This is a genomic window from Alkalibacterium putridalgicola (assembly GCF_040959045.1).
Taxonomy (GTDB): domain Bacteria; phylum Bacillota; class Bacilli; order Lactobacillales; family Carnobacteriaceae_A; genus Alkalibacterium; species Alkalibacterium putridalgicola.
Window position 1 is genome coordinate 2,210,111 of the sequence record NZ_CP162615.1, and the last position, 14,366, is coordinate 2,224,476.

Sequence of the window (14,366 nt, forward strand, 5' to 3'; positions counted from 1 at the left end):
CAATATGTGAATCATTAATTTTAATCACCTTAATACCTCTGTATCAGATTGCATCATGGTGATTATATTTTTCTCTAATAGGTACATGTCACGATGTTTTAATACCTGATACATCTTGCAATGCAGCGAGTTCAGGTTATACATTTAGCTTCCAATCAACTCTTTACTGTATTGCAGTTAAACCCGTTATGGCTCAATTAGATCTATCAAAAATCACCTCCTAAAGGGATGATTAGTGATAAAATCGAAACGAACATCTGTCTCACATCCTTCTCTTACTGAATTTATTTTTTATCTATACTTAGTGTATACCAATAGATATGAGAAGTGTTAAAATGGTAGTGTAATCCGACCATTTAATTTTTGGAGGTTTTATTTTGAGAAGTGGCGAAGGTTTTAAACAGCTGCGTGAGGAACGGGGAGTAAGTCAAAGGAAACTGACGGAAGGAATCTGTGCCAGAAGTACACTGGCCACATTTGAGAATGAAGGAAGTCATTTGTCTGTAGAGTTATGCTCAAAGCTCTTGGACCGATTGAATATTCGCATAGACACTTATTTCAGTTTGATCTCGGAAGATTTCGATCAAAAAAGAGAAGAGTTTTCAGAACTGAAAAGAAGCATCGTTACAGAAGATACGGAAGCAATAGAGAAACATAAACAAAACTATTTAGCTCGGTATGCATCGACCCGTGACTTTTACTGGTTTCATCTTTATTTTCTCTCTGAAGAATTTCTTTGTCAGTCTGAAACCAGATTCACATACGAACGATTCAAAGAAACGCATAAAAAGGATATCGATTTACTAAAAAAGTACTTAAATAAAATTGAAACCTGGAGTCATTTTGAGTTTGCAGTTTTGGGCAATTCGCTCTGGTACTTTGATCTTGACTTTATCCTGTTAGTCAAAGATCGATTGAAAAAAAACTACATGACTTCTGTTAAACATAAAAAAGAATTATACGGAAGTTTTTTATTGAATATGGGTTTCTATTGTCTGGAGTATGGTCACTTCGAACTGATCGGACAGCTACAAGAAGAACTTTTTGAACTTTCAAACTATACAAACATTCACTGGAAAGTATCATCTTCCTATCAGCTTTCTCTTGCGGAAGAATTGTCGGACCCGCCTTCGTCTTCAAAAGCAGATACTCTTTCACATATAAAGATTTACGAGCAGATGGGGGAAGAGGATCATTACCAGAATATGATTAACTATAGAAAGCGTCTGATAGAAAAACACAAAAAAGGAGAGCCATCCTAGAGATAGTTTTTATCTCTAGAAACCTTTTTTCTTTTTTGTTTGTAAGCGGTTAATGGCCTTTTCCTCCGTAATGAAAAACTTGCTAGCATATCCAATAAGAAAATAATCCAAGAATTAAACAAGAAATCCAGTTAGCTTTGTACTAATAACAAAGTTTTCTTTATTTTAATTCTAATCTAATTCAAAATATAAACTCTGCTCCCGTATTATTATGTCATTACTATATACGTAGATTTTATTATAGATAGTCCTCACCACATTCTAGCATACTGATTTGAGCTGCCTTGTAAGTCTGAGTAATCTGATTCTTCGTGATAGGTTGTGAAATATCTGTAATATCTATATCCATCCGAATGGAACTGATCCTGAATAGTATAAACAGTAGAAGCCCCGGAATTTTGCATAGAGTTTAATACTCCGATCACAGTGAATGCAGGTCCGATATATGGTAAAAGACTAGCTAGAGCATAAACAACACTTTCCACGTCTTCTTCCAATTCGGTACTTCCTCTAGTAGTGTTATAGTAATTGTAGTGTTCATGCCCATTTAGTGGATCATCATCATAATACTCTACAGCAAAGGTGGAAATACTATCATCTTCGGTTTTTTTGTGCATTTTTGCTCTCTCTTCATCATAATAGGTCTCATATTCTCCAATTAGCTCTCCGTCTTTATATGTTCTGCCATAATTATCTTTTATAACAGAAACTTCATTCCCATCACTATCTGTTACTACCGCATTAAATTTATCAATATATCTAAGGTTTGAGGTTTCTCCGGTTTCATCATTTTTAACAGTGTAACCATCATCTGTAACTTCAATATTAAACTTATAATTTTTAATTTCTATAGTTTCAGTTAGAGTAGCAGTTTCAGTCTGCGCAGAAACAGATATGCCTGAAGGTAACATAGCGGTTGACAATAGTACTCCGGTTAATGCAGCTGTTATAAATTTTTTCAAAAAAATCCACCCTTTTAATTATCTGTATCATTGTATTTGTTTTTCATTAATTTTTTTGTTCCGTAATAAGATACTATGGAACAAAAGATAAATATTATCGAGAGTAATGTAAGCTCTCCATCGTAAGCCCGCCATTGGTATATAAAGAATACTATAAGTATAAAAAAAATCGCAAAGTACACTCTTTTTAAAATCACCCAAGACAAATTATACTCACCTCTTTTCTTGATTTCCTCTTTACTTCCAAGAATCCATTACTTAAGGTAATGAATTAGTGATAAAATTGAAAAGAACATGTGTCTCACATCATTTCTCTTACTGATTTAATTTTTATCTACTATTATTGTATACCAAAAAATATCAAAAGTGTTAAAATGGTAGTGTAATCCGACCATTTATTTTTTGAAGGTGTTATTTTGAGAAGTGGCAAAGTTTTCAAGAATCTGCGTGAGGAACGGGGCGTGAGTCAGAGGAAACTGACGGAAGGCATTTGTGCCAGAAGTACACTGGCCACCTTTGAGAATGAGGGCAGTCATCTTTCTGTAGAGTTATGCTCAAAACTCTTGGATCGATTAAATATTCACATCGATACTTATTTCAGTCTGATCTCAGAAGATCCCAACAGTAAGACTGCAGAATTTTCTGCATTCAAGAAAAGTGTTAGCGCAGAAGATATAGAAGAACTCCAGCAAAAGAAACAGGACTATTTTACTCTGTATACATCGACTCGTGACTTTTACTGGTTCAATCTTTATCCCCATACAGAACGAGTTATTTCTCAATTGACTGATTCTTTCACTTATGAAAAGTTCAATCAAGCGCATAAACGTGATATTACTACTATAAAGAAATACTTAAATAAAGTGAAAAACTGGGGTCATTTTGAGTTCGCAGTTTTCAGTAACTCGATCTGGTACTTTGATCTTGACTTTATCCGGTTAATCAAAAAACGGTTAGAAAAGAACGACAAGACTTCTGTTGAAGAAAAGAAAGAGCTATACGGGAGTTTCTTATTGAATATGAGTTCCTATTGTCTGGAGTATGGTCATTTCGAATTGATCGAACAGCTCAAAGAAGATCTCTTTGAACTGTCCAGTTATGAAAACATATACTGGAAAACAATGGCTTCTTTTCAACTTGCCCTTGCGGGAGAATTATCTGATCTTCCTTCTGCTTCAAAAGAAGAGACGCTTTCACATATAAGAATATACGAACAGATGGATGAAGAGGACCATTACCAGAATATGATCAACTACAGAAAGCGTTTGGTAGAAAAGCATAAGAAAAGCAGGACGAGTCCGCCTTGACCCCTGCGAAAAATTGCTGTTCAACTAGCACGGTTCCGGCTTAGTTGAACAGTATTAGGGAAGCATAGCAACCGTGGTTTCCTCTAATCGGTAACAAAGCTCTTTTACAGTCGCTTTGTACTAAGGCTCTACGAAATAAATTTCTAGAGCCTCAGCAAATGAGCAGCTTGCGCGCAATTGCGATTGATTGTTGCGGCTTTAGCTGCTTACAAGCATCGTATGCGTGGTGCTCTTGCGTAGCTGGGTACAGTCATCTTTTTTCGCACGGGGTTAGGCTCGTTCTGCTAGACAACATTATCGCAGGCAGAAAATTTTATACTTCCTATACACTAAAAAAAAGAGAGTCATCCTGAGGTTTGAAACCTCCAGGAATAACTCTCCTTTTTACTATATTAAATTAAAAGGCTCGAACGAAAAATTACTCTTCGTCTTCTTCCTCATCATCATCTAGGACTTCTTCGTCATCGACAATGTTGAGTCCTTTCAGGTCTTCGTCGTCTTCGACATCGTCCAGATCTTCAAGGTCATCTTTGTATTCGCCTAAGTCTTCGTCGTCTTCATCGTCGACCATGACGCCATGTTCATCGACGGCAACGCGGTCACCGTATTCGATCGGTTCGTCATCGTCTTCTTCTTCCTCTTCGTCGTCTTCAAGCTCTTCATCGTCCAGATCTTCGTCATCATAATCTTCATCATCGAAGCCGTGACGTTTCTTTCTGCGACGGGGTTTTTCGTCTTCTTCATCGTTGTCATGTGTGATTTCTTCGTCGATGGCATCGATAGGATACCAGCTGCGCAGGCCCCAGCGGTTATCTCCAAGTGAGATAAAGCGGCCGTCAACGTTCAGATCTGTATAGAACTGAACCATATCTTCTTCCAATTGTGCATCGGATAGTCCCAGGTAGCCCGCCACTTCTGATAATAAATCGTTAAAGTCCTTAACTTCCCCTGTTGTCTGCAGTATCGCGTGTGCAACATCGACCATTGCTAGTTCTGCTTTGTCTTGCCCTTTGAATTGGTTTAATTCCACGACTTACACGTCCCCTCATTCGTTTTGATCATTTAACTTTAAATTTTTTAATTAATTTGTTTCAACCCACTTATATTACATGATTATGTGGTGAAACGCAATCGAATATGATAGTCTCCGATTTTCTGATGGTTCGCTGACAAGGTATAGTCCACCCAGATACGTCCGGCGAAGGGCCTGTCGTAATAACTCACCCGTATGTCGTCGGTCGTGACGGTCAACGGAATGATCCCTGCTGGCGTGCGGTAGTTGGATTCTGTTTTCTGGTCGCTGTCAAAGACAAAGCGTGTCGTCTGTTCACCGCGTCTGATCAGCTGGACCACGCCGTCCGGATTGATTTTTATCGTGACCGGTACAGATCCTAGCTCATGGGCTTCTTCAAAGCGGATGTAATAACTGCTGTTCATGTAGACCACGCGTCCGTTCTCTTCGAACGAATGATGGTGCGTCTCTCCATTTTGAACATATGTGGTTTCCATTTTGATTTCGGCTGGCAAGCCGTTTTTCAATTCATTTGAAGGCATACGTTTGATTCCTTCCTTTCTCTTTATCCATTAACTTTTTAGTTGCTTACATACTCGTGACGGTGTTTCTGTTTCAGTTGGGACGCACGGACAGGGCGTCCCTTCATTATTTCTTTTTTTGTCTCTTTATCTATTATAACAAAACCTTCTCTATTAGTTTAGCATAAATGTGTCGTAACATCCTATCTGTAATTCGTCGCTAATCGCCACACGTACCTTAACTTTTTGGTATACTTGAATAAAGAATGAACGAATACAACTGACAAGGACGGAATATGAATGACAGATTCTCTAAATTTTTTAACTACTTTACCGAACTTTCTGGTCTATGACAATGTTCCAGACGACTACAGTAGCCACCGGTTCGCGCCTTTTGCCTTGACGGATGCCCTGATCAAAGAGTCCGGCGAGAAAAAGCAGCCGATCCTGCATTTCTGGACGACCAGACCCTATGTTATATTAGGGATGATGGATACGAAACTGCCTTTTCTAACAGATGCGCTGCGGATTTTTTCATCCTACGGCTATCCTCATCTCGTAAGGAATTCCGGCGGCTTAGCTGTGGTCAGCGATGAAGGGGTGCTCAACTTCTCCCTTATTTTCCCTGAAGGAGACAAGCGCATGCCGATCAACGAAGGCTACGAACGCATGCACCACATCATAAAAACTGCTTTTAAAGATTTCAGCGAACATATCGATGCCTACGAGATCCCTGATTCTTACTGTCCGGGTGACTACGACTTGAGTATCGACGGCAAAAAAATTGCCGGGATCGCCCAGCGGCGTCTGAAAGGCGGTATCGCCATCATGATTTACTTGAGTGTTTCCGGTGACCAGCAAAAGCGCGCCGAGATGATCCGGACTTTTTATGACATCGGCCTTAAAGAAAAAGAAACCAAATGGAACTTCCCGGCCGTCCATCCTGACGTGATGACGACGCTGGAAGAGGCTTTGTCGCATACTTTTACCGTTGATGACGTGAAAGACCGGCTCGCGTCCGTTTTCATAGACGCTTCTGTCGCGTTAGCCGACGGTCCCTTCCCGCCTTCTATTCAGTCTTCATACGCGGAAGGCCTTGAAAAAATGATCAAACGCAATGAAAAAATGCTGCCGCAATCGACCTCCAGTGCTGAAGGTTAAAGAAAGGAGTTCTTGTTGCTTCACAGGCACCTTCTCAAACACGCTGTTTGGAAGCCGAAGCAATAAGAGAACGCTATGTGTGTCCAAACATTTGAAAAATCAGATCGTCTTGCCAATGAAAAGGTCTTTAAAGATCCGGTACATGACTATGTCCATGTGCGTCACCAGCTGATTTTGGACTTGATCGATACGCGAGAAGTCCAGCGGTTGCGCCGCATCAAACAGCTGGGGACGTCTCAGTTCACTTTCCACGGGGCTGAGCACTCCCGCTTCTCCCATTCCCTGGGTGTTTATGAACTCACACGCCGCATCGTCGATATGTTCGAACGGAACTATCCTGACGACTGGGATCCCAGCATGCGCTTGGTCACGCTTTGTGCGGCTTTGCTTCACGATGTCGGGCACGGTCCTTTTTCACATACCTTTGAAAAGATATTTGAAACTGATCACGAAGCCATCACGACGGATATTATTTTGTCCGAAGAAACAGAAGTCAATGCTATTTTGAAACGGGTGTCCCTAGACTTCCCGAACCAGGTCGCCAGCGTCATCACCAAAGAACACAGCAACCCGCAGGTCATCCAGCTGATTTCCAGCCAGATCGACGCCGACCGGATGGATTATCTTCAGCGCGACGCATTCTTTACAGGCGCAACTTATGGGGCTTTTGATCTGTCCAGAATCCTGCGCGTGATCCGTCCTTATAAAGACGGCATCGCCTTCCAGTATCAGGGGCTTCATGCGGTCGAGGACTATATCGTCAGCCGTTTCCAGATGTACATGCAGGTCTATTTTCACCCGGCTTCACGCGGGATGGAAGTCACTTTGGACCGTCTCTTGTACCGGGCCAAGCAGCTTTATCACGATGGAACCCTTTATCCCCTGTTCCCCCTTCTCGATCCCTTTTTCAAGGAAGAAGCCACACTGGACGATTACTTGAAGCTGGATGACGGGGTCCTGCAGACCGCCATTATTCTCTGGACGGACAGCGACGATGCTTTCTTGAGCGAACTGTCCAGCATGTTCCTGAACCGGAAGCCGCTCAAGTCAGTCACCTTTGAAAAAGGCAAAGATGAAGAAATCGTGGAAATACTTAGAGACATCGTCGGCAAATTGAGTTATGATAAAGAATTGTACACACTGACTAACAGCAGTTCCGATCTGCCTTACGACTATAAGCTCAAAAGCAAAACGCCTATCCAGCTCATGCATTCTGATGGTACCTTAGTTGAAATCAGTACCGTAAGCGCGATCGTTAAATCACTGAGCGGGATCCTGCACGGGGATCACCGTCTGTTCGTACCTAAGGAATTTTTAGAGCGGGATAAGGCAAATATAAATATGTTTCAGGAAGAGTACGATGCCTTTCAGCACTACATTAAAAATGGAGCGATTACGCATCCGAAAGACTGATTGAAATGATTAGATGGAGGAAAAGCATGACAGTAAAACTGATTGCCATCGATATCGACGGCACACTATTGAACACCGACAGAAAAGTGACAACAGAAGTGAATGAGGCCATCCATGCCGCCAAGGAAGCCGGCATACGCGTGGTCCTCTGCACCGGACGCCCCTTCCCGGGAGTCGTTCCGCTGATCGAAGAGCTGGGACTGGACAAAACCGACGATTACGTGATTACGTATAACGGGGCCCTGGTTCAAAACACCCACACAAAAGAAAGCATCATCGACTATATGATGACGCATGACGATTATCTGACTTTAGAAAAAGCGGCCGAAGAAGCCGGGTCGCACTTCCATGCGATCCACAACGAAGGAATCTTCACGCCCAACCGGGACATCAGCAAGTACTCGGTTCAGGAATCTTTTATCATCGATATACCGCTATTCTACCGTACGCGGGAAGAGATGGATCCAAAGGTAAAATACAATAAAATGATGATGATCGACGAGTTCGAGATTCTAGAAGCAGCCGTTTCCCGTCTCCCGCAAGAGATTTGGGATAACTACACGATTCTGCGCAGCGAACCGTTTTATCTGGAGATCCTGAATAAAAACGCCAGCAAAGGGAAAGCCGTGAAAGCACTGGCCGAACATCTGGGGATCGACCAGGAAGACGTCATGGCTATCGGAGACAGCGGGAACGATGTGGATCTGGTCGACTTTGCCGGTGTCGGTGTCGCGATGGAAAATGCCACAGACGAAGTCAAAGCGGTGGCGAATGTTGTCACCATGTCCAATAACGAACACGGCGTGGCGCAGGCAATCTACAAATACGCTCTGGATTGATGGCTTTAATTTCGGTATTCTCTCGCCTCTTGTTATACTTAGTGTAGACTAACGAAAAGGAGCGAGATTCAATATGTCAGAAAAAATCGTTTATACGACCGCTGCAGTCAACACAGGTGCACGTGCAGGGGAAAGTCATTCTCCCGACCGTTCATATGAAGTCAACATCGATGTGCCCGAAAAAATGGGTGGAGATGGTAACGGTACGAACCCGGAACAGCTCTTCGCCATGGGTTACAGTGCCTGCTATCATGCGGCCTTAGACCATTATAAAAAAGAAGAGAACATCGACAACGAGTCTCAGGTCACACTGACAGTCCATCTGCACAATGATCCGTCAGACGGTGGATTCAAGTTAAGTGTCGAGATCGAAGTCGGTATCAAAGACTTTTCGGAAGAAAAAACGAAAAAACTTGCCGACAAGGCTCACACCTACTGCCCGTATTCTAAAGCAACGATGGGCAATATCGACGTCGACGTCAAAGCCGTTCCTTTTGTCGAAGGAAAATAATAATCTAAAATAAAATAATTAGAAAAATCGCCTGCTGTCATTAGGATAGTGGGTGATTTTTTTTGTTCAGAGTTGTTTGGCCGAAGTGTTCCCCTTGACGATTCGAACAAACGTTCTTATAATTAAAACAAACATACATTCCCTTAAGGAGGGCTGAACATGATACAGATGATGGACTACTCTAATGAACCGTATCGAGATATTTTATGTATCGATGTGAAGTCCTTCTTTGCTTCCGTTGAAGCAGTGGAAAGAAAGCAGCATCCCCTTGAAGCCCGGATAGCCGTCGTCAGTAAACCCGACAACAACGGCGGTCTGGTACTGGCTGCCTCGCCTTTAGTGAAAAAACTTTACGGCGTCAAAACGGGTACGCGTGTCTATGAGATCCCTAAAAATGCAGCCATAGAGATCGTCGAGCCGCGGATGGCCCTTTATGTTGAAAAGAACTTGGAGATCGTAAATCTCTTCAAACAGTTCGTCACAGACTCTGATCTCCATGTCTACAGTATCGATGAATCCTTTCTGGACGTCACCCATTCGCACGGTCTGTTCGGCACAACGGAAGACATCGCCAGGAAGATCCAGTATCTGATCTGGAAAAAAATGAAGCTGGTCGTCACAGTCGGCATCGGCGACAATCCCCTGCTGGCAAAACTGGCACTGGACCATGACGCCAAGCGGAATCCCGACAGCAATTATATCGCTGCCTGGCATTACGCAGATGTGCCGGATACGGTCTGGAAGATCGCACCGATGAAAGACTTCTGGGGCATCGGCTCGAAAACGGAACAGCACCTTCAGCGGCTCGGTATCCATTCGATCCACGACCTTTCACAGGCCGACGTTAAAAAACTGAAAAAACGGTTCGGGGTCATCGGGGAACAGCTCTTTTTTCATGCGCACGGTATCGACCGGACGCTGCTGTCGGAGACCTTTACGCCCAAGGAAACATCCTTCAGCAAGAATCAGATACTGAACAGAGATTACGTGGAAAAACATGAAGTGGAGATCGTGATCCGCGAGATGGCGGAAGAAAACGCCATGCGTCTGCGCAAGCACCACCTGACTGCGGGTCTGGTCAAACTCAGTATCGGCTATTCCAAAGATGTGGTCGCGCGCGGCTTCAGCCATCAGCTGCTGATCGAACAGACGGATTCATCCAGAAAAATCATCGAAGGCCTGCTGCTCATCTTCAACCGCCACTACGGACATTTCCCGGTTCGCGTGGTGAACGTGACCTTTGGAAAAATCGAAGCTAAGTCGGCCCTGCAGCTCTCCTTATTTGAAGCAGCTGAAACGCTCATCAGTCAGGAAGACCTGGACCAGACGATCGATGCCATCCGAAAAAAATACGGTTACACGTCTCTGCTTCACGCCAGCAGCTTGTCCCGGGGCGGCATGGCCATCCAGCGGGCCAAACTTTTAGGCGGACACCGTTCAGGAAAAGACGATAGGTAAGTTCAGGAATCATACATAAATTCGAAGGAGGAAAAGCAGATGAAACAAGATATCGTTAGACTTTCTCCTGATGCATTAGGCTATAAAGACAGAGGAAAAATGAAATGGATCGGACTGATGCTGTCCGACCATGCAGAAGCATTGAAAAAACAGAAACAAGGGGCACGCGATATATTGATTTCACCCAAACCCAGACAGTCGATGGAAGACATCAGCGGCTGTCTATACCGTAGTTATACGAATAAAAACCCCCTCGCTGTCCAGCTGGATATTATTAACGAAGGACAGTATCTACCCGACATCGAAGGCTTTGTCGTCGGGGTCAAAGGCGATGCTGTTTTTATCAGGCAGCGCGACCGCACCCTAAAGCGCATCGTCCTGGAAGACATCCGCCACATCGACTGGCTCAACGCCTCAGACTGGTTTGAAAAATATACTCGACAGAACGTGTCGATTTAAAGCGGATTAAGCTGATGGGAGCAGGCTTAGTCGCCTGATCCCTCCTTTTAGCTCTTAAGACATGAAAAAAGTCGCTCAATGAGCGACTTTTTTATGTGCAGCTTTGATATCAACGAGCTCATAAGATAAATCCGGCGAGTGAACCTATGCAACGCCCATATCGGCATGCTCAGGCGGAAAATACTGGGAGTTCACCGACGTGGCATCTTTATCAGCAGACCCAGACGCAAAACGCTGTGAGTTCACCGACGTGGCTCCTATATCGGCAGACCCAGAAACAAAATCCTGCGAGCTCGCCGACGTAGTGCCTTTATCGGCAAGCTCAAACACAAAATCCTGTGAGTTCACCGATGTAGCGCCCATATCGGCAAGCCCAAACACAAAATCCTGTGAGTTAACTGACGTGGCATCTATATCGGCAGACCCAGGCGGAAAATACTGTGAGTTTACCGACGTAGTGCCTTTATCGGCAGGCTCAAACACAAAATGCTGTGAGTTTACCGATGTAGCGCCCATATCGGCAGGCTCAAACGCAAAATGCTGTGAGTTCACCGACGTGGCATCTTTATCAGCAGACCCAGACGTAAAGTCCTGTGAGTTCACCGACATGGCGGCCCCAAGGAGATATATTTCCCCCCGATTAAACGTACTCACTTGACATTACTCTTTCAGCGATACCAATCACCTCTTTAATACGGTCTTGATTAGGCAGACTTGCCTAATCCTTCCACTTGAACCCTAAAAATGAAGAGGGTGGACAGCTGTCCACCCTCTTTCCAATTATAATCATTAAGATTTTGCAGTCGAATACTTCATATACACGCGACGGAGCTGTTTGTTGCTGGCGATAAACCAGATACTCAGGAAACGCACGACTGACATGACTGCATTTTGAAGCAGGCGTGGCGGTAAAAGAACCGCGATCGGATTCTGCGTCAGGATATAGAGCCAAAGCGTATTCAGCGTCAAGTTAACGAAGAGTGTATTGAATGCCACAGCCATCAGCACACGTTTCTTCGTGACTTTCTTTTTGTGTAAAAACACACCGTACGATACGCCACCTAAAAAGGCAGAAAGCGTAAAGCCGGGGAAAAACCCACCAACGCCTCCACCGATAATAAAGCCCAGGAGGTCCCCAAGTGCCGCGGCAACTCCCGCGACCCACGGACCAAATAGTATACCGATCAGGGCAGTGGGCAGAAACGAAAAGGTTATCCGAACGATAGGTGTGGTGATCCCTACACGTCCCAGCGCGATCGACATGGCCATCAGAATCCCGACGATCGCTATGCCTCGCGTATCCAAGTCCCACTTGGATAGGCTCAAAGCGCGATACAACAGCATCCAGCCGTAAAACAAGAAGACGATACCATAAATGATACCACTACCGGAAAACATGCCTTCTAAACCAAGGATCTCATTCTGCAAAAACAGAAAATAAGCTGCTCCAGTCAGCAGGAAGCCGATCAGCAGGCTGATCAGTACACTTTCCCGCTGCAGACGTCTGTAGACATATATCCCTAAGGAGAAAAGTATCCCTGTAAAAACAAAGAGATAGACACTATCCGCCAAAACCATTTCCCAGTTTTCATACTGGTCGGCAAAGAAATGTGCACCGCTTGTTCCATTGCCTGAACGCATAAAAGGAATAACGATGGATAATAAAAGTGGTGCGATGATACCAATCAAAGCATAATCCCATTTCGTATTATGTCCGACTGGCCTGTTCGGTGTTTCATTCATATTCGAAGATCTCCTTTAATTTCTATACTTTCCCAGCAGAAAAATTTACTGAAAAAGTTAATCGGACTGTCCATGTGAATACAAAGTCAGTCAAATTAAAGAGTCCTCGCCAAAAAACTATTCAGTTTTAAAGCGGATGCAGAGAAAAATCGCAAAACCAAAGTTTTTTCGTCTAGTAGCAACATCCCATCCACTAGCACTTAACGTATTTCTCTTACTCTTTCTTCCATGATCATTATAAGGGTCCTGCATGACTGTTACAAGAAAAATCAGATCAGCTCCTCTCGGCCCTCATCAAACCCTCTTCTGTGATCAGATACTGTACCGGGATATCAAACGATTCGACTGGGAAGGAATCCACCAGCTGGTTTGAATGCAGAAGTGAAACTGTGGTATTTTTAAAATCCTTCAGGAAGCGGTCGTAATAACCTCCACCAAAACCGATGCGGTAGCCTTCTCGTGTGAAAATCAGGCCAGGCACGATCATCAAGTCGATTGCAGTATCGTCCACCCGTTCGGTTTCACTGACGATCGGTTCGATCAGATCATAATACCCTTTTTCAACTTGCCGGAAAGACGTGATTTCGTAAAAGTGGAGTTCACGGGTATTGTGGATCGACTTGGGTACACACACTTTTTTACCGTCCAGCCACGCCTGTTCAACAATGGCTTTGGTGTCCCACTCTTTTGTTGTCGAAAGTGTCACGCCAATACTGTCAGCCTGCTTCCATAAAGCAGATTCAAACAAATGCGTGTGCATGGCTTTTTCGGCTTTCTTTCTTTCGATCAGTCCGATCTGCTCCAGAGCGATAATCATTCCTTTACGCAGTTCATTTTTTCCCATATCCCTCACCTCACTCTCTAAATTACTCTGAACACTGACGCCAGGCTGCCTGAGTCACTTGTTCCGCCAGGACAGCTGTTGTGATCGACCCGACTCCACCGGGAACAGGCGTGACAGCGGAAGCTTTCGCTGCCACTTCATCATACTTGACATCTCCCACCGGTTTGCCGTCTTTATAGCCGAAGCCGACATCGATAACGACGGCACCGTCTTTGATATCGTCCGCTTTCAGCAATTCCACTACACCTGTTGCGGAAATGACGATGTCTGCTTTTTGAGTATAGCGTTTCGTGTCTTTCGTCTTGATATGCAGATTGCTCACAGTCGCCTCAGCATTCAACAGCATCAGCGTCAGCGGTTTACCCACCACCGGACTGCTTCCGATCACACAGACGTCTTTCCCTTCCAGCTCTATATCGTAATGATCCAAAAGCGCCATAACGGCTTTAGGCGTACTTGGCACCAGTGCATTTTTTTCGTTCTCAACGACCAGTCCTAGATTTTCAGGTGTCAGACCGTCGATATCCTTGGCCGGATCCACACAGCGGGCCACATCATTTCTGGATAAGGTCCCGGGCAAAGGCTGCATGACAAGGATCCCATGAACCCTTTGGTTATGATTCAATCCGCGCAGGGACTCTAAAAACGCCTGGGAACTTACTGTCTCTTCAAAAACGACAGATTCAACAGCGATCCCGACACGCTCCATCGCTTTGATCGCGGCATTTTCATAAGAAACGGAAGCCTGTTCGTGTCCCACTCTTACAATAGCTAAAGTCGGAAAACAATCGATTTTCTTTAAGTCTTCCACTGTCTTTAATGCACGATCAAGCAACTGCCGCGCGACAGGTTTTCCTTTTAATTCAGTCGTCAT

15 protein-coding genes and 1 riboswitch are annotated in these 14,366 nt (G+C 44.2%); of the genes, 8 read left to right on the forward strand and 7 right to left on the reverse strand.

Annotated features, from left to right (window positions below; all coding sequences use genetic code 11):
* Positions 1-377: 377 nt before the first annotated feature.
* Positions 378-1,262, forward strand: a complete 885-nt coding sequence (locus AB4027_RS10550) for a helix-turn-helix domain-containing protein (RefSeq protein WP_368645296.1) — start codon at positions 378-380, stop codon at positions 1,260-1,262.
* A 251-nt stretch (positions 1,263-1,513) separates the two neighbouring features.
* Here AB4027_RS10550 and AB4027_RS10555 read toward each other — a convergent pair whose 3' ends face one another.
* Complete coding sequence (locus AB4027_RS10555) at positions 1,514-2,224, reverse strand: hypothetical protein (RefSeq protein WP_368645297.1); 711 nt, start codon at positions 2,222-2,224, stop codon at positions 1,514-1,516.
* Between the two features lie 416 nt (positions 2,225-2,640).
* On the opposite strand from AB4027_RS10555, the gene AB4027_RS10560 reads away from it, so the two are divergent.
* The gene (locus AB4027_RS10560; RefSeq protein WP_368645298.1) at positions 2,641-3,531 is read left to right on the forward strand and encodes a helix-turn-helix domain-containing protein; all 891 of its coding nucleotides are present in this window, start codon (positions 2,641-2,643) and stop codon (positions 3,529-3,531) included.
* A gap of 418 nt (positions 3,532-3,949) precedes the next feature.
* Here the strand turns inward: AB4027_RS10560 and rpoE are convergent, their stop codons facing one another.
* Positions 3,950-4,561 carry a DNA-directed RNA polymerase subunit delta gene (gene rpoE, locus AB4027_RS10565; RefSeq protein ID WP_368645299.1) on the reverse strand — a complete coding sequence of 204 codons (612 nt, stop codon included), beginning with the start codon at positions 4,559-4,561 and terminating at the stop codon, positions 3,950-3,952.
* A gap of 83 nt (positions 4,562-4,644) precedes the next feature.
* Positions 4,645-5,085 carry a DUF1934 domain-containing protein gene (locus tag AB4027_RS10570; protein WP_368645300.1) on the reverse strand — a complete coding sequence of 147 codons (441 nt, stop codon included), beginning with the start codon at positions 5,083-5,085 and terminating at the stop codon, positions 4,645-4,647.
* Positions 5,086-5,364: 279 nt separating this feature from the next.
* Here AB4027_RS10570 and AB4027_RS10575 point away from each other — a divergent pair, with 279 nt between their 5' ends.
* The 6 genes from AB4027_RS10575 (at position 5,365) to AB4027_RS10600 (ending at position 10,905) form a co-directional block, all read left to right on the forward strand.
* Complete coding sequence (locus tag AB4027_RS10575) at positions 5,365-6,225, forward strand: biotin/lipoate A/B protein ligase family protein (RefSeq protein WP_368645301.1); 861 nt, start codon at positions 5,365-5,367, stop codon at positions 6,223-6,225.
* Between the two features lie 75 nt (positions 6,226-6,300).
* On the forward strand, positions 6,301-7,638 hold the full coding sequence (locus tag AB4027_RS10580; protein ID WP_368645302.1) for an HD domain-containing protein: 1,338 nt from the start codon (positions 6,301-6,303) through the stop codon (positions 7,636-7,638).
* A gap of 26 nt (positions 7,639-7,664) precedes the next feature.
* Positions 7,665-8,477 (forward strand): sugar-phosphatase, encoded by an 813-nt coding sequence (gene yidA / locus AB4027_RS10585; protein ID WP_368645303.1) that lies wholly within the window; start codon positions 7,665-7,667, stop codon positions 8,475-8,477.
* 73 nt (positions 8,478-8,550) lie between these two features.
* Positions 8,551-8,988, forward strand: coding sequence for an organic hydroperoxide resistance protein (locus AB4027_RS10590; RefSeq protein WP_368645304.1), 438 nt, complete (start codon positions 8,551-8,553; stop codon positions 8,986-8,988).
* 159 nt (positions 8,989-9,147) lie between these two features.
* On the forward strand, positions 9,148-10,446 hold the full coding sequence (locus tag AB4027_RS10595; protein WP_368645305.1) for a Y-family DNA polymerase: 1,299 nt from the start codon (positions 9,148-9,150) through the stop codon (positions 10,444-10,446).
* A 39-nt stretch (positions 10,447-10,485) separates the two neighbouring features.
* Positions 10,486-10,905, forward strand: a complete 420-nt coding sequence (locus tag AB4027_RS10600; protein ID WP_368645306.1) for a hypothetical protein — start codon at positions 10,486-10,488, stop codon at positions 10,903-10,905.
* 144 nt (positions 10,906-11,049) lie between these two features.
* On the opposite strand, the gene AB4027_RS10605 is transcribed toward AB4027_RS10600, so the two are convergent.
* From AB4027_RS10605 to AB4027_RS10620, 4 genes are all read right to left on the reverse strand, one after another.
* Entirely contained in the window at positions 11,050-11,559 is a 510-nt protein-coding gene (locus AB4027_RS10605) for a hypothetical protein (RefSeq protein WP_368645307.1), read from the reverse strand.
* Between the two features lie 135 nt (positions 11,560-11,694).
* Positions 11,695-12,648, reverse strand: coding sequence for a folate family ECF transporter S component (locus AB4027_RS10610; RefSeq protein ID WP_368645308.1), 954 nt, complete (start codon positions 12,646-12,648; stop codon positions 11,695-11,697).
* Positions 12,649-12,776: 128 nt separating this feature from the next.
* Positions 12,777-12,872, reverse strand: a riboswitch (THF riboswitch).
* Positions 12,873-12,922: 50 nt separating this feature from the next.
* A complete protein-coding gene (locus tag AB4027_RS10615) occupies positions 12,923-13,492 on the reverse strand; it encodes a 5-formyltetrahydrofolate cyclo-ligase (RefSeq protein WP_368645309.1) in 570 nt (189 codons plus the stop codon).
* A gap of 22 nt (positions 13,493-13,514) precedes the next feature.
* Positions 13,515-14,366 carry a bifunctional 5,10-methylenetetrahydrofolate dehydrogenase/5,10-methenyltetrahydrofolate cyclohydrolase gene (locus tag AB4027_RS10620; RefSeq protein WP_368645310.1) on the reverse strand — a complete coding sequence of 284 codons (852 nt, stop codon included), beginning with the start codon at positions 14,364-14,366 and terminating at the stop codon, positions 13,515-13,517.